Source organism: Psychromarinibacter halotolerans (assembly GCF_029168315.1).
Lineage (GTDB): Bacteria > Pseudomonadota > Alphaproteobacteria > Rhodobacterales > Rhodobacteraceae > Psychromarinibacter > Psychromarinibacter halotolerans.
In genome coordinates, this window is the sequence record NZ_JARGYD010000001.1 from 258,229 (window position 1) to 274,137 (window position 15,909).

The 15,909-nt window shown below is 64.6% G+C and carries 13 protein-coding genes, 1 tRNA gene and 1 pseudogene; 7 read left to right on the plus strand and 8 right to left on the minus strand.

The window, feature by feature from the left end; translation table 11 throughout:
- Position 1: 1 nt before the first annotated feature.
- From P1K30_RS01155 to P1K30_RS01165, 3 genes are all read right to left on the minus strand, one after another.
- Complete coding sequence (locus P1K30_RS01155) at positions 2–796, minus strand: DUF6615 family protein (RefSeq protein ID WP_275630834.1); 795 nt, start codon at positions 794–796, stop codon at positions 2–4.
- Complete coding sequence (locus tag P1K30_RS01160; RefSeq protein WP_275630835.1) at positions 796–1,992, minus strand: restriction endonuclease subunit S; 1,197 nt, start codon at positions 1,990–1,992, stop codon at positions 796–798. Before P1K30_RS01160 ends, P1K30_RS01155 begins: the two co-directional genes overlap by 1 nt.
- A 137-nt stretch (positions 1,993–2,129) precedes the next feature.
- The gene (locus tag P1K30_RS01165) at positions 2,130–3,650 is read right to left on the minus strand and encodes a type I restriction-modification system subunit M (protein WP_275630836.1); all 1,521 of its coding nucleotides are present in this window, start codon (positions 3,648–3,650) and stop codon (positions 2,130–2,132) included.
- Between the two features lie 418 nt (positions 3,651–4,068).
- Between P1K30_RS01165 and P1K30_RS01170 the strand changes: the two genes are divergently transcribed.
- A complete protein-coding gene (locus P1K30_RS01170) occupies positions 4,069–4,740 on the plus strand; it encodes a DNA-binding protein (RefSeq protein WP_275630837.1) in 672 nt (223 codons plus the stop codon).
- Between the two features lie 116 nt (positions 4,741–4,856).
- Here the strand turns inward: P1K30_RS01170 and P1K30_RS01175 are convergent, their stop codons facing one another.
- Positions 4,857–6,545 carry a hypothetical protein gene (locus tag P1K30_RS01175; protein ID WP_275630838.1) on the minus strand — a complete coding sequence of 563 codons (1,689 nt, stop codon included), beginning with the start codon at positions 6,543–6,545 and terminating at the stop codon, positions 4,857–4,859.
- Between the two features lie 511 nt (positions 6,546–7,056).
- On the opposite strand from P1K30_RS01175, the gene P1K30_RS01180 reads away from it, so the two are divergent.
- From P1K30_RS01180 to P1K30_RS23975, 4 genes and pseudogenes are all read left to right on the plus strand, one after another.
- Positions 7,057–7,419 carry a hypothetical protein gene (locus P1K30_RS01180; protein WP_275630839.1) on the plus strand — a complete coding sequence of 121 codons (363 nt, stop codon included), beginning with the start codon at positions 7,057–7,059 and terminating at the stop codon, positions 7,417–7,419.
- A gap of 265 nt (positions 7,420–7,684) precedes the next feature.
- Entirely contained in the window at positions 7,685–8,047 is a 363-nt protein-coding gene (locus P1K30_RS01185; RefSeq protein ID WP_275630840.1) for a hypothetical protein, read from the plus strand.
- Positions 8,048–8,194: 147 nt separating this feature from the next.
- Positions 8,195–8,392: a hypothetical protein gene (locus tag P1K30_RS01190; protein ID WP_275630841.1), complete on the plus strand. Its 198-nt coding sequence runs from the start codon at positions 8,195–8,197 to the stop codon at positions 8,390–8,392.
- Between the two features lie 626 nt (positions 8,393–9,018).
- A pseudogene (locus P1K30_RS23975) lies at positions 9,019–9,408 on the plus strand (hypothetical protein); the annotation flags it as partial.
- A 198-nt stretch (positions 9,409–9,606) separates the two neighbouring features.
- Here the strand turns inward: P1K30_RS23975 and P1K30_RS01200 are convergent.
- Together P1K30_RS01200 and recJ are read right to left on the minus strand one after the other, a co-directional pair.
- Positions 9,607–9,681, minus strand: a tRNA-Glu gene (locus tag P1K30_RS01200).
- A 77-nt stretch (positions 9,682–9,758) separates the two neighbouring features.
- On the minus strand, positions 9,759–11,504 hold the full coding sequence (gene recJ, locus P1K30_RS01205; protein WP_275630843.1) for a single-stranded-DNA-specific exonuclease RecJ: 1,746 nt from the start codon (positions 11,502–11,504) through the stop codon (positions 9,759–9,761).
- Between the two features lie 93 nt (positions 11,505–11,597).
- On the opposite strand from recJ, the gene P1K30_RS01210 reads away from it, so the two are divergent.
- On the plus strand, positions 11,598–12,731 hold the full coding sequence (locus tag P1K30_RS01210; protein ID WP_275630844.1) for a mandelate racemase/muconate lactonizing enzyme family protein: 1,134 nt from the start codon (positions 11,598–11,600) through the stop codon (positions 12,729–12,731).
- Here the strand turns inward: P1K30_RS01210 and P1K30_RS01215 are convergent.
- A complete protein-coding gene (locus tag P1K30_RS01215) occupies positions 12,706–13,704 on the minus strand; it encodes an NAD(P)H-binding protein (protein WP_275630845.1) in 999 nt (332 codons plus the stop codon). The two genes, P1K30_RS01210 and P1K30_RS01215, sit on opposite strands and share 26 nt — an antisense overlap.
- A 91-nt stretch (positions 13,705–13,795) precedes the next feature.
- Between P1K30_RS01215 and P1K30_RS01220 the strand changes: the two genes are divergently transcribed.
- Entirely contained in the window at positions 13,796–14,689 is an 894-nt protein-coding gene (locus tag P1K30_RS01220) for a LysR family transcriptional regulator (RefSeq protein ID WP_275630846.1), read from the plus strand.
- A 77-nt stretch (positions 14,690–14,766) separates the two neighbouring features.
- Here P1K30_RS01220 and glpX read toward each other — a convergent pair whose 3' ends face one another.
- Positions 14,767–15,759 (minus strand): class II fructose-bisphosphatase, encoded by a 993-nt coding sequence (glpX, locus tag P1K30_RS01225; protein WP_275630847.1) that lies wholly within the window; start codon positions 15,757–15,759, stop codon positions 14,767–14,769.
- Positions 15,760–15,909 lie beyond the last annotated feature (150 nt).

Consider the following 15,909-nt stretch of genomic DNA (forward strand, 5'->3'; position numbering starts at 1 on the left):
GTCAGCCTTCCTGCCGGGAAGTGATCAGGGCAACGCCCTGAACATCGCGGTCAGTCAGGACACGGTCCATCGTCTCTCGCCTGACCTCCTCATTGGCACTTCGAAATTCGCGAAGCATGATAACCCACTCGGGCGTGGGCGATCTCGGTCGGAATTCTTGGCCGCCCGGCATATGCTCGGTGGCTTTCTGCGTCCCGCAAGTCTTTCCGAGCCGGAAGAATCGGTGCCACGGCCGCGATCCCTTGATCACGGTGGCGAGGTTCTTATCCGGGTTACCCTTTGTGTCCGATATGCCCTTGATGAACTCTGCGGTCGCGACCGAGCACCCCCAACAGCTTCTGCCGAACCAGTCCGGCTGAACCGACGGACCGAAAAGATGATGATTCTGAACCCATCGGTGATTGTAGAAAATGTAGATCGGGTTCAGCCCGTATTTCTTGGCGTCATCGATTAGTTTTTGCGTCTGACCCGCAGGCTTGCCCAGTTGCGCGTATTTTCCCGGCGAGCCCTCGCCCCGCTTCAATACCTTCGCCTGAATACGGAATCCGACTGAACACTCCGGACCATCGAAGAACCATTCCCAGTCGGCGCCGTTCTCGCCCTCCTGGCCTTTGTTGAACATCAGGACCTCAAGCCCAAGAGGCGAGAAGTCCCTCGCCATTTTTAACAACAACGTTTCGGTGAGCGTCTCTTCCTGCAGGGTGAGGCCATGGTGGAAAGCATCATCCTGATCATGCCAAATCTGGCCCGCCAAGAGGCGTAGATAGGCCCGCAGATCCCCGGCCGCCACGCTCATCAGACGACCTCCTCGACCCGTTTCTCGGCCTCGCGGATGCGGAGTTCGCCGGACATGAGGCGCGGCAGAAGGCTGTCGCGGAGGGTCGCCAGAGTCTGGCTTTCAAGGTCGGCGGAAATTGCACGTTCAAAGGCGGGGCCGATCAATTCTCCCGCCGCGGCAACGACAGCATCGTCTTCCGGCATCGCAATCATCGCCTCTTTGAGATGATGCCGCTGGATATGGCCCATCGTTGTTGCCTTCGACGCGGCAACCTGTCGGAACTCCTCCATGTGCTGATCTACCGCGAAGAAATGGAACCATTTCGGGACGACCTCGGAGCTGACCTTGAACAGGTGCTGGTTCAGCGCGCCGGGGCCTTCTGTCCATACCTTCTGAAGCAGCGAACCCGACCACGAGAACAAGACATCGCCATCGCTGATCTTGTATTTTTCCGGGACCTGAAGCCCGGCGCGGCCGGACTTTGAGGTGATGCCAGACCGAAGCTCCGCGATCTTGATGACAGGCAGGCTCTCTGCTCCGTCCTCGGGCGGAAATTTCTGTAGGGCCGCGCCGTTCAGAAAATCTACGATATCATCGAGGGACCTTCGTTCCCACCCCTTCGGCAGGCCGTCGGGGCCGAAGCTGTCGGGGAAAAGGGCGGCGGCGGTGGGGTCCATGTGGGCGGGGGACTGGCCGAGGGCGCGGGCGTGGACGGGGTCGAAATCCACGAACCAGGACCGATAGAGCGCCCGCGCCATCTCCTCCAGCGTCGCGCTCATCCGGCGGTTCAGCTCGATCTTGTCGTCGAGGGCCTGTAGTAGAGCCGCGATTGCCTCCTGCTCGGCTATCGGAGGCAATGGTATCTCGAAGTTTTCGATGTGCCCCTTGGTGATAGCCCGCCTCGAGCCACCGGCGTTGAAGCTCTCTATGTATGGCTTTGCTTCTGGATGCGTTAAAAAGCTCAGCAAGAAACCAGGCGACAGTCTCGCACGATCAGGACGAATGATCGCCACGTGCTGGTTGACGACTGCGGGGAGGGCAGCGTCAGGAGCAAGGCAACAACGACCAAACGTGACGCCATCCCCGGTGATGTTCAAAAGAAGATCACCACTGCGCACCTCGACGCCTCGGAGGCCCTTAGCCTGTTCGGGAGAGATGAACGAAAGGGCGTCGAGATCGAATTGCCGGTCATGGACGCACTGACTTCGGATCAACGAGTGCTCTATGCGTGCCGGGAGGTATGTGGCTGCACCCCCTCTCGGAGTCGCACCACTTCCGATCTTGGATGTCAGATCCTTCAAGCGTGCGGTCTTCCAGTGGTCGGGCAATTCCCCAATAGCGGCAGAGACCGTCACGACAGGCTCTCCAGCCGCGCCTCGATCTCCTTCTCCAGCCGCCGCCCCTCGGCGAACTGTGCCCGAAGCTCTGCCGTCAGCCGGACGAATTTCTCCTCGAAAGGCTCGCCGTCCTCCTCGGCCGCGCCGGCGCCGACATAGCGGCCCGGGGTCAGGACGTAGTTGTGCTTCGCGATCTCCTCCATGGAGGCCGCCTTGCAGAAGCCCGGCTCGTCGGCATAGGCGCCCGCGTCCGGCTCTCCACGCCAGGCGTGGTAGGCGGTGGCGATGCGCGCGATCTCCTCCTGCGACAGTTCCTTCTGCTTGCGCGATCCCGGCACCAGCGCGCCCATCTTGCGGGCGTCGATGAACAGCACCTCGCCGCGCCGGTCACGCAGCTTGGCGTCCTTCGCCACGCCGTTCGACTTATCCTTCGCCAAGATCCAGATGCAGGCCGGGATCTGGGTGCCGTAGAAGAGCTGTCCCGGCAGGGCGATCATGGCGTCCACCGCCTCGGCCTCGACCATGGCGCGGCGAATGTCGCCCTCTCCGCTCGACATGGACGACATGGAGCCGTTGGCCATGACCACACCCGCGATGCCGGTGCTGCCCAACTTGTCGTAGATGTGCTGCATCCAGGCGAAGTTGGCGTTGCCGACCGGAGGTGTGCCGAATTTCCAGCGACGGTCCTCCGCCAGGATGTCACCGGACCAGTCGGAGATGTTGAACGGCGGATTGGCCATGACGTAGTCGAACTTCTCGTCCGGGAAGGCATCGCGGAGGAGCGTGCCCTCGGCGTTCCATTGCAGGTTCGCAACGATCCCACGGATGGCGAGGTTCATCCGCGCGAGGCCGTAGGTCGTGTGGTTCCGCTCCTGCCCGTAGATGGCGAGGTCGGCCCGGCGATACTTGTGCGCCTCGAGGAAATTCTCGGACTGGACCATGAAGGAGCCCGACCCATGACAGGGCTCATACAGGCGGCCGCGCGCGGGCTCGATCATCTGGACGATGAGCTCGACGATCGGCTTCGGCGTGTGGAAGTCGCCGCCCCGCTTGCCCTCGTTGCTGGCGAATTCGGAGATGAAATACTCGTAGATGCGGCCGATCAGGTCGAAGTCCCGGGGCGTGCCGTCGAACTCGATGTTCGAGAAGAGGTCGACTAAGCCGGTCACGATGGAGGGGTCGAGAGACTCGCGCCCGAAGACCTTCGGGAGCGCGCCTTTGAGCTGCTCGTTGTCGGCCTCGATCGCACGCATGGCGTTATCGACCTTGACCCCGATGCCCTTATCCTTGGCGTTCGCGGCCAACGTGCTCCAGCGCGCCGCCTCGGGCACCCAGAAGATACCGTCGGCGAGGTATTCGTCGACATCCTCGGCAACCTCCTCACCCTCGGGCAGGAGCTCGTCATACTTCCGCTGGAAGGCGGTGCCGATGTAGCGCAGGAAGAGCAGGCCCAAGGCCACGTGCTTGTATTCGCCCGGATCCATGGACCCGCGCATCTTGTCGGCCGCCGCGAAGAGCGTCTTTTCGATGGTCATCTGCCGTCCCTTCCCTGGCGTTGGGTCGCCAGTCGGTTGATTTGCTTGCGCCATTTATCGTCGGAAAAAGGGTTGGGATCAATTCTCCCAGTGCGGAGGTTCGAATGCTGGCGCAAAGTATACTTTTGCGAAACCCGGCATTTTCTTTTTCGTCGAACCCGGGAAGCACCATGTGACCGGAAGAGGGACACCGGACTCTGCGATGCTCGACCGAGGGAGGCAGCGTCACACGGCTCCGGGCCCTCGATCATCTCCTTCAGGAGGCAAAAAAGAAAGGCTGTCGGCGGGCCGACTTTTTTCTTTTCGGCGTTTTTTGCCTATTAGAAGTAGACCCATCTCCTCAGCACCACCCCGTCGGGGCGGTAGCGCGAGGTAACGGTATTACCGGCGCTTACCATTACCAAAATGGGAGCCGGACATGGCCCAAAAGAAGAACAACACGTCCCTGGAAAAGCAGGTCCGTGACGCAATCCAACAGCTTACCGCCGACGGCAAGCCGGTCACGAACCAAGCGGTGCGCGACCTCCTCGGAGGCGGATCGTTTCGGGACATCTCTCCGAAGGTGAAGCAGATCACCGCGGAGATCGCGGCGAAGGAACAGGCGGCCCGGGCCGCCCCGGAGATGCCCGAGGATTTTCGCGATGCCGCAGCCGCCATGTGGCAGATGTCCTGGGAACTCGCGGACGAGATCGCAGCATCGGACCGTCGGGCGCATGCCGTCGAACTCGAGCGCCTCAAAGGCGAAGTCGACGAGGCGCTCGCGAACTGCGCGCTGGTCGAAGACGAGCGGGACGACGCGGAGATGCGGGTCCAAGACCTGGAAAAGCGGCTCGACGAAGCCCAGGCCACTCTGCACGACGCGCAGCTTGAAATCGCGCGTCTCAACGGGCGTCTGATGGAGCGCGAGAAGGACATCGTCAGCCGGGTGAAGCGGACGAAGGCGCCTCGCAAGACTAAGAACCCGACCGATGATGCCGACGACACACCGCCGGCGACCGAGGAGAACGTCGACAACCAGCTGGACATGTTTCCCAACGACAAGCTTGGCGAGAAGAAGCACGGTGATCCCGAGCCCATCGCGGCCGAGTGATTTCGCTCAGAATCTCTGGCCGGATCCCAGGTCAGGAAACTGCTGACGGACTCTTAGCTGGCCCCCGGGCGGCACTCCGCCCGGTGGCGGCTCCCAATAATGCCCCCAAGATGATCTTATCGGACGAGCTGGCGAACCCGAACCTTGCGTTTCACCCGTATCGGCTTCGGCGGCGTATCGATGTGCAGGTGGGCGCGATCCTTGCTCAGAGCCTTCGCGGGATCATGGCGTCCGGTTTCAAGATCCAGACCGCGCTGCCTCGCCTCGTGGAAGAGCAACCTGACGGCAGTCGCGTACGTGCCTTGCAGCGCACCATCACTGTCGCCGTCGGTCAACAGAAATGCGTCCTGCGTCGCGGAGAAGCAGTTCGAGAGGGATGCGTTGGTCATGTCGTCCAGCTCGAGCTGCAGCGCACTTCGGTCCGCATTTTTCGGAATGCTCCAGGCGCCCGGGAAGGCATCGGCCGTCTTCTCGGCAACCGGGTCCTCTCCTCGCTCAAGCGCGTCGACGACGAACTGTACGGGTTTCGGCACCCAGCCTCTCATGGAGCTCACGACCTTAGCGAGAGCTCGGGATTTCCAGTTGAATAGGGTCTCGGACCGATCCACCTCGATCTCGCGGTCTTCGACCCGCGCCTGGTTCGCGCGAACATTCTCGAGCATCGAGTCAGCAACGGCCACCCTTCTGTCGGCAGAAGTCTTCATCTGGTTCACCGACGCCAGTTTCTTTGCGAACTTCACGACGACATCGAAGGCCGGCTGAATTCGCCGCGCGAGTTGATTGCGGTCTTTCGGGTCGGAGGGCGCATTCGGGCCGAAATTAAGTCCTTCCGACTTCGCCGAGGTCGCAGGCCTGTATGCGATCTTCTCGTCGAGAACGGCAGCGGTGCCTGCGTCGATCGCCTCCGCTTTCTGCTCCGCCGTCGCGGCGACGACCTTCGCGCGTTCGAGTTCGTCGGTGATGCGCATCTCGGCATTTTCGAGCTCCGTGCGCCGTTGCTCGTCCTCGGCCCGGAGTCTCGCGGACTCCTTCGCCCGCTTGTAGTCCGAAGTGCTCAGGCGCTCACGCCTCGGTCCATATCTTAGCAGCCCGGCATCCTTGAACACGGCCGCGTAGAAATCATCTTGCCATCCTCGCATGGCGTCGCAGTAGGCAATGTTTCCCAGCTTGTTGACATGGCGCTTCGAGAGCTTGCGGCCTTCGGCTTCCGTGAAAACCCGACCCTTCGCGGCATGTCCGGGATGCAGATGCTTCACCGAACCGCGCTCGGGGTCCAGCGCCATGATGTGAGCGTGCAGAAATTCTTCGTCCCAGTGCACCACCGCCATCATGAAACGCCCCCCGGCTTTCTCGATCCGTTCGCGGTCGTGCTTGATCGCCTTTTGGAGAACCTTTGCCGCGCGAGCACGCACCACCGGATCCGAAAGGGCTTCCTCTGTTCGAACCGGCAAGGACACGACGCTTGCATAAATCGAGGCGGTGTCGGCACGGATCTTGCGTTCGCGCAGCATGACCGACCCATCAGGTTGTTCATAGGAGACCGTGGTCTTGACGGCCGCCGCCCTTCTTTGTGCCTCCCGCAGATCGACGAAATTGTCGACGTCTCCGGGAATGACCTCGGGGCCCGGACGACCGGGAATGACATGCTGGGATGCGTGCTCGAGGCGCTCGAGTTCGTCGATGATCTCTTGTGCCGTCCAAGCCTTCTGCCCATTCTTGCGCTTGCCGAAGAACTCATCCGGACTGGCGGCCGACTTGCCTTTCGCAGAATAGGTTTCGATATGCGCGAATTGAGGTCCTTCCATTTGCTCCACCTTCCGAGGTTCAGGTGAAGCGGAAATGGGTCCCGCTGGCGCGGGCGGGCGGTATTCAGGCCAACCGGGATCGGCTTCCTCGATACACATAGGGACCGACTATGTGTATTACTCTGCGCTGCGCTTGCTCCATACACACCGCCGGCCAAAGGGGCGCTGCGCCCCCTCTGGACACCCCAGGAGGGAGAGCGCTCGCCGCCTCTCCCTGTGACCCTCTCAGGCGCCTCCGGCGGGCAAGGGGTCGTCGTTCGCCACTCCCCCCTCTGCACACCCCCCTGGCGTCTCCGACGGGTCGAGGAAGGTCGTTCCGCACTCCTTCCCCGACACCCCATCCTGCTCGCGTCCCGCGCGGCCAAGAAAGGGTGCCCCTCTCCTGGACCTCTCCCGTCGGACAGACATGATCGATAGGAGTGGGAGGCAAGGCGAAGCCGGGAAAACGTTCGCCGGATGCCTCCTTGTTGCCGCGCCATCTCGGTGAGACGCGGAGACAAGGAGGCATCCGATGACCTGGGATCCGAAGCTGGCGATGATGCGCACTGAGCTGTCGCGTGACCTTGGCCAGGTAAAAGCCTGGTGCGAGCACAAACACCCCGGCCGGCCGCGATACACCCTCGTCGCTGTGGCGAAATTCTACGAGGCCATGGGAGTATCCCTGGAAGTCGGTGTCGCGGAAACCGAGCATCCCTTCGACGAGGATTCGATCATCAGAACCGCAGTCAAGGGCCTCGGCGTGCTGGGCTACTTCACAAGCACGTCTGGTGCCAAGTGGACATCGCCAGGCACGATCGTGTTTGCCGCGGACCTTTCTGCCCACGAAAGCCTCGCGGCGGTGAGATACTTCCGTGAGATGGGCCTCTCGGAATAGCGCCGAGACGCAGCGCCGCGGTTTCCGAAGCCGGTCTTTTTTGCGAGACCGGCTTCGCAAGTCGCGGCCCCACGAAGGCCCGAACCGATCAAGGGCATGTACCGAGCGGACCGGAACATCCGCGCATGCCCTCGAGGATCACCGGCGAAGTACTCGCGAGTGATCAGCCCCGCCGAACCTCCTGCTGGCGGGGTCTTGAAGAAAACGGCACCGACAAAGTTCCGGGCTGCATTGGGCAGCCCATCGGATGCCAGGGAGACCCGGAATGGGTAGACAAGAACTCATCACCATCGATCCGAAGACCGGCGTGCCGCGCGCGACAGCTCATCGCCTGACGCGCAGTTTTCTCGCCCGGCACGGGACAGGCCTCGACGATCTTCTCCGGCGTTTTCCGACCGGCCCGGGGCCGGCGTTGCGGGCTGCAATAGAGCGCTGCCTCGCGCCCGGAGGTGCAGAACCAGAACTGCAGATCGCTCTCGACGAAGCATGCGACACGCTGCTGTCGCTACGGGCTGAGGAAATTCACTTGTCGCCCGCTGACGCTGACAAGCGCCTCAACATCGACGCCGGACTCCGCTGGTATGCCGCGCGTCTATGCGACCTCGCGAAAGCCGCACGGCGCATGTGATGCGTCCCCGGGGCCCGCGTTTGCATACTCAGTCGCGGGTCCTTCTCTCGATCCAGCCCCCGGTCAACTCCAGATATCAAACCCTGGTCAAGATCATCTCCGAGCGACGGGAAACCGCCGCATCTCCTCGAAAATGAGGAGCCAGACATGCCTGCTGCAAAACTATCCAAGGCCTCGATGGCCAACGCTCTCGATGCGATTGTCGCGGCGGGTCTGACACCCGGCCATGTGCGCGTCGATCCCGATGGCTCATTCTGGGTCGATATTATCCCCGCCTGCGGAGCAATTGAAAGGGCGGCTTTGGTTGGTGAAGATGAACCCGAGAAGTTCGAGGACGTGAAATGAAACTGGAAGTGGATTACCCGGGCCTGCTGCCAGAGAAGACGCCTGCCGGAAATCCGCGTTGGCGTGTTCGTGTCCTTGGTAACAAGAAGCGACGTATCACGCTGGCAGTCGCACCTGGTCACCCCGACTTCGAGGTCCACTACGACGCCGCACGGCGTGGCAAGAAGCTTCAGGTTCAGCCTCCCCAGAAAGCGGCTCGCGCAACGCTCGATGAACTTCGTGAAAGGTATTCAGCGGCCATGTCTGACATGGTCAACGCTGGGACCATGTCGAAGGACACTATGGCCAGCAGGGTACGTGGCCTCACGCAAGCCTGCAAAGTTGAACACAAGGGCCGCCGCATGGGGGCCTTGCATGTCGATATGCCCAAAGATGCGTTCCTACTTATCAGGAACAGTTTCGGTCCCAGGACTGGTGCGGCGGAGACATGTCTGAAGGCATTGAAGGCCGCGTATCTCTGGGGCGAGGATCACGGCTTTCCGAGGGATTCTGCAGTTCACAGGGTCACCAGCCCCCACAAAGGAAAGGGCGGCGCGAAGGTCTGGTCCGAAGCAGACGAATCGAAATTCCTTGCGAAGCACGGTCGTGGAACAATGGCCCGTCGCTGGTTTTACTTGGCCAAGAACATGGCCGGACGCATTGGCGATACGTTCGACATCGGCCCAGAAAACATCAAGCTCAAGGACGGACGCGCCTACCTCGGGTGGCAACCGAAGAAGAAGGGCTCGAAATATGTCCTGGTGCCCATGATGCGTGAACTCGTCGAAGAATTGGAACTGGGTGATATGCATGAAGATGCTTTCATCCTGACCGCCCACGGACGGCCGTTCGAGTCCAAGAACTCTCTCAGCAACAGGATTGCAAAGTGGGTGGAACAAGCCGGCCTGACTCGTGACGTCGAGGTAGAGGACAAGAAGACGGGTGAGAAGGTGGTCGAAAAGCGTGCCGCCCGGTCTCAGCACGGTGTTCGCAAAGCGACCGCGCATGAGCTGGCTCAGTCCGGCGCGAACGTCTTCGAAATCGCCGCCCGACTGTCGCACTCCGACTTCAAGTCGGCGGCGCCCTACGTCCAGGATGTCGACCGCGAGCGCCTTGCCGAGTCCGGCTTCGATCGTGCGGAGAAGGCTCGTCAGGCACGAGGTGTCCCACGCAACCAAAGCCGTGGGACACCTGATGACTCAGGTGCCAGTAAAATAAGGCTCTTCGGGAATAAGTGGCAGCCCGTAGGGGAATCGAACCCCTCTTTCCAGGTTGAAAACCTGGCGTCCTAACCGATAGACGAACGGGCCATGCCGTGGCGTGGGGAGCTATCTAGTTGAGGTCCGCAGTCGCCGCAAGAGGGTTTTTTCGCCTTTCGGCACCTTTTTCAATCTGCCCTTGCGGCATCCTCCAGACGCAGCTGAACCGTCTGTCTTCCTTGCCAGTGATTGATCTCCAGACGGCCTGCCAGATGGAAGCGCGCGCCGCCGTGATCTTCCAACGCCGGGCCAAGCGGGCCGTCGAAGGCGCCAAAGCATATGGCGTCGATCTTCGCGCCCATGCCGTCGCCGAAGCTGAGCTTCAGATGCGATTCTCCGACCCGTTTGCGAAAGCCGATGGCGACGTCCGGAAAGGCGAATCGCGGGGCAGGGGCGCCGGCGCCGAAGGGTCCCGCCTGCTCGAGTCGCTCAATCAGCTCGATCGTCGCCGCGCCTGGCATCAGAATGCCGTCCACGTTCAGGTCGCGGGGGCCGATGTCTGCGGCGCCCTGTTTCGCCAGCATCTCGCCCAGCCGTTCCATCGCGGCCTCGATCTTCGGCTCTGCCACCGTCAGGCCTGCCGCCATCTTGTGGCCGCCGCCCTTTTCCAGCAGCCCTTCGGCCGCAAGCCGGTGGATCGACGCGCCAAGGTCGATGCCCGACACCGACCGGCCAGACCCCTTGCCGATGCCGCCCTCGGTGCCGATGACGATGGCGGGGCGATTGGTGGCCTCTTTCAGGCGCGAGGCGACGATGCCGACCACGCCGGGGTGCCAGCCTTCGCCCGAGGCCCAGACCAGCGGGCCGTCCAGCCCGCGTTCCGCCGCCTGTTCCAGCGCCGCGTCGCGCACGCGATTCTCGATTTCGCGGCGTTCGGTGTTCAATTGATCCAGCCGTTCGGCCAAGGCCTGCGCCTCGTGCGGGTCGGCGGTGGACAAAAGCCGGGCGCCAAGGTCCGCCGCGCCGATCCGCCCGCCGGCATTGACCCGGGGGCCCAGCAGGAAGCCAAGGTGATAGGGCGTCGGCGCGGTGTCCATCCGCGCGACGTCGCCCAGTGCCACCAGCCCCGGCCGCGCGCGCCGCGCCATGACCTTCAGCCCCTGCCGCACCAGCGCCCGGTTCACACCGATCAGCGGCGCCACGTCCGCCACGGTCGCCAGCGCCACAAGGTCGAGATAGCCCATTAAGTCCGGGCCCTTCACGCCCTCGGCGCGCAGCAGGCGGTTTGATTCCACCAGCATCAGGAACACGACGGCGGCGGCGCACAGGTGGCCAAGGTCGCCATCCTCGTCCTGCCGGTTCGGGTTCACCACGGCCAGTGCGGGCGGCAGCGTCTCGGCGCCAAGGTGGTGATCCAGAACCACGACATCGGCGCCCTTGGCGGCGGCGATGGGCTCGTGGCTGAGGGTGCCGCAGTCGACGCAGACGATCAGGTCGTGGTCGCGCGCGAGCGCCTCCATCGCGGTCACGTTCGGGCCATAGCCCTCGTCGATGCGGTCGGGGATGTACAGCGTCGCGGCCAGCCCCATCTCGCGCAGCCACGTCAGCAGCAGCGCGGCCGAGGTGCCGCCATCCACGTCGTAATCGGCGAAGACCGCGATCCGCTCGCGTCGCTTGACGGCGGCGACGAAGCGGGCGGCGGCGGGGCCCATGTCCTTCAGCGTCAGCGGATCAGGCAACAGGTCGCGCAGCGCCGGTGCAAGGTAGGTCGCGGCGTCTTGCGCGGGAACGCCCAGACGGGCCAGCGTGCGGCAGACCGACAGGGGCAGGCGCGAGTCCTGCGCCATCGCCTCGGCCAGCCGCTCGGCCTCGACCGACAGACCGACCCAGCGGCGTCCGGTCAGCGAGGCGGATACGTTCAGAAAATCACCCATGCCAAGGATGTCGCAAGCCGCGCGGGGATTGGCAAGCGGGGGCTTCCCGGACGTCCCGTTAAGGCGCAACATGTGAAGAGGGAGGACACTGACATGTCAGAGATGACGATCCGCGATGCGCGGGTGCGCCTGTTCCGCGTACCGCCCGTCACCCGGCTGGAGGATGCGACCCACGTCGTCAGCCATGTCGAGCTGATCACCGTCACCCTGCGCACCGACGCGCACGAGGCGACAGGGCTGTCCTACACCGCCGGTGTCGGCGGCTCTGCTGTGGCGGCGATGCTGCGCGACGACTGCCTGCCGCATCTGGTGGGCCGCGATGGCGGCGACGCGGCGGCCTTGTGGGACTGGATGCGGGGCCACCTGTACCGCACCGGCTTCGGGGCGACGACGACGCTGGCGCTTGCGGCGATCGACACCGCCCTGTGGGAGCTGCGCGCGCAGGCGGACGACCAGCCGCTGTGGCGCTTGGCGGGCGCCGAGACGCCCGGCATCCGCGCCTACGCGTCGCTGATCGACCTCGCCCCGCCGGACGCGCTGGCAGAGCGGCTGACCCAGCTTCGGGCCGAGGGCTATCGCTGGTTCAAGATCAAGGTGGGTCTGCCCGACATCGCCGACGACCTTGCCCGCCTGTCCGCCGCGCGCGAGGCGATCGGGCCGGACGACCGCCTGTCGGTGGATGCCAACATGGGTTTTGACCTTGAAGAGGCCGTGCGCCGCGCCCGGGCCTTCGATCGCTTCGGGCTGGAATGGCTGGAAGAGCCGCTGCCCGCCGAGGATATCGCGGGCCATGCCGCCCTGCGCCGCCGCTGCGGCATCCCGGTTGCGGTGGGCGAGTCGCTGTATACCCCCGAGGACATCGCCCACTATCTTCAGGCAGGCGCGGTGGACATCGTGCAGGCCGACATTGCCCGCATCGGCGGCATCACCCCGTGGCTTGCGACGGCGCGGCTGGCCGAGGCGGCGGGCCGCCCGGTGGCGCCGCATTACATGGCGGAATGGGCGGTTCACCTGCTGCCAGCGGTGCCGAACGCGTTGGTGCTGGAAAACGTGCTGGGTGCGGGGCTGGCCGAACTGGGTGTCGCCTCGCCGCCGCTGCGCATCGAGAAGGGCCGCGCCCTGCCGCCCGAGGGCGCGGGCCACGGCTTGCAGTTTCACCTCGACGACAGCCCGCACGAGGTGCCGCTGGGCCCACCCCTGTTCACGCCGCAGCGAAGTCGGAAGTGACCGCAGGGGGCAGGCAGCCCATCCCCTGCAACGCGTGCCGCAGGGCGGTGTCGATCGGCGTGTGCGGCTCGGACCCAAGGAGGTCGACCAGCGCGGCATTGTCCAGACGCACCGGCACCTGCCAGAGATACCGCATCTCGCGCAGTTCCCGCAGCGTGACCGAGAACGGCGCCAGCAGCGGCAACAGCGCCCACGGCATCCGCCGGATCGGTGCATCCGGGACGCCGGCCACCACGCGCAGGCGCTCGGCTATCTCGACGCCGCGGTCGAACCAGTGGCCCCCAAGATGGAACCGCGCGAAACGGGGCAGGTCGTCCCGTGCGACCAACTGCGCGACGGTTTCGGCGAAATCCGGCAGATAGGCCCAGGCGTGGCCGATGTCGGGGCGGCCGGGATACAGCACCGACCGCACGGGCCGGCCCGCCTTCACCAAGGCGCTGGTGAACCACGAGTTGCCCGACACATGCGGCCCGAAGAAATCGCCCGCGCGCAGGATCAGCACCGGCACGCCCTCGGCCTTGGCGGCGCGGTGCAGCCGCTGTTCCAGCGCGACCCGGATGCGGCCCTTGCGCGTCGCCGGGGCCTGCGCGTCGTCCTCGCGCAGCAGCGGGAAGGCGTCGGGTCCGAAGTTGTAGACGGTGCCCGGCAGAACGATCCGCGCGCCGGTCCGGCGGGCGGCGGCGATCGTGGCCTCGGCCATCGGCAGCACGCGCCCGGCCCAGTCGCGGTATCCCGGCGGGTTCACACCGTGAAAGATCACGTCGCAGCCCACGGCCGCCGCTACAACGTCGTCCTGCCGCATCGCGTCGCCGGGGACCCACGCGGCATCGGGCAGCAGGGCGGACACCTTCTGCGGGTCGCGGTGCATCGCCCGGATGCGCCACCCGCGCGCCGCCAGTGCCTTCGCGGTCTCGTACCCTGCGCCGCCGGTGGCGCCCAGGATCAACGCGGTCTTTCCAGTCGTTTCGGTCATCTCGGTCTCCATTCCTGAATGACCCGACAGATGGCGCCAGCTCGAGGTAAAAGAAATTGCCAGAATGTGTGGCTTTGCTATACGAAAATATATGAACAAAGCGCCCGCCTGGGATCACTTCCGGTCTTTTCTAGCAGTCGTGGATCACGGCAGCCTGTCTGCCGCCGCCCGCGCGCTGGGGCTGACCCAGCCGACGCTGGCGCGGCATATCGAACAGCTGGAACTGTCGCTGGGCGCGCCGCTGTTCACCCGGTCCCCGCAAGGGCTAAGGCCGACAGACCGCGCGCGCCGGCTGGTGCCCCACGCACAGGCGATGGCGGCGGCGTCGGCGGCCGCGATGCGCGCGGCGGACGGAGACGCCGAAACGCTCACCGGCACGATCCGCATCGCCGCCAGCGACGTGATCGGGGCCTTCGTGCTTCCCGCCTTGCTGCGCGATCTTCGCGCCGCCCACCCGGGCCTGCAGTTCGAACTGGCGCTGTCGAACGCGCCCAGCGACCTGCTGCGGCGCGACGCGGACATCGCGATCCGGATGGTGCGCCCGGTCCAGTCGGCGCTGGTGGCGAAGCGGGTCGGCGATGTGACGCTTGGCGCCTTCGCGCATCCCGACTACCTCGACCGTCGCGGCACCCCGTCCTCGCCGGCGGATCTCGGCGCGCACGACCTGATCGGCATCGACCGGGACCTGTCCGCGCTGAAGGGGTTCGAGACGTCGGGCTTCCCGCTTGACCGCGCGGGCTTCGCGTATCGGCTCGACAACCAGATCGCCCATATCGAGGCGATCCGGCAGGGGCTGGGCATCGGCATCTGCCAACTGGGCCTTGCCACCCGCGCGCCACGGCTCATCCGCCTGTTCGCGGACCGGGTCGCGATCCCGTTGGAGACTTGGGTCACCATGCACGAGGACCTGCGCGGCGACGCGCGGATGCGCGTCACCTTCGATCACCTTTGCACGGAAATGGCCGCCTACTGCCGGATCGGCTGACCGGGCTTCTTCTGTCCTGAAATATCCCGGGGGAGCCGCGAAGCGGCGGGGGCAGAGCCCCCGCAACCGCGTCGGCGTCAGCGCCCGGTCGCGGGGCGCGACACCGGGTTGCGATAGCGCATCCGGCGCACCGATCCGGTCTTCGACCGCATCAGCAGCGTTTCGGCTTCCAGGAACTCCGGCTCGCGCTTCAGGCCCTGCAGGATGGACCCGTCGGTGACGCCGGTGGCGGCGAAGATCACGTCCTGCGTGACCATGTCGTCGCGGGTGTAGATCCGGTCGAGATCCTTGATCCCGGCCTTCGCGGCGCGGCCCTTTTCGTCGTCGTTGCGGAACAGCAGCTGACCCCACATCTGGCCGCCCATGCATTTCAGCGCCGACGCCGCCAGCACGCCCTCGGGCGCGCCGCCCGAACCCATGTACATGTCGATGCCGGTGATATGCGCCTCGGCACAGTGGATCACGCCGGCGACGTCGCCGTCGGTGATCAGCCGGATCGCGGCTCCGGTCGACCGCAACTCGGCGATCATGTCCTCGTGCCGGGGGCGTTCCAGGACGCAGACGGTGATGTCCGACTGGTCGCAGCCGCGCGCCTTGGCCAGCGCCTGTACCCGTTCGGCGGGCGACATCTGCAGGCTGACCACGTCCTGCGGATAGCCCGGACCGATCGCCAGCTTGTCCATGTAGACGTCGGGGGCGTGCAGCAGCGTGCCGCGCGGCGCCATCGCGATGACGGTCAGCGCGTTGGGCATGTCCTTGGCGGTCAGCGTGGTGCCTTCCAGCGGGTCCAGCGCGATGTCCACCTCGGGGCCGTTGCCGGACCCGACTTCCTCGCCGATGTACAGCATCGGCGCCTCGTCGCGCTCGCCTTCGCCGATCACCACGACGCCTTTGATGTCGAGCAGGTTCAGCTGGTCGCGCATCGCGTTCACCGCCGCCTGATCCGCGGCCTTCTCGTCGCCGCGCCCGATCAGCTTGGCCGAGGCCATCGCGGCGGCTTCGGACACGCGGGCAAGCCCCAGCGAGAGCATGCGGTCGTGGAAGACGATGTCGTTGTTCTTGTTCGGCATTGGAAACCTGCGTTCTTTCAACTTGTTCAGTTGCATTGGTAGCAGCAATAGATGACAGGACAAGGCGCGCGGGCGCCAGTTTCGTCGCTAACATCGGCAACAATCGCCCTTTTTGGATCGTGCAAGTTGACGTGGGTGCACATCGGTAGG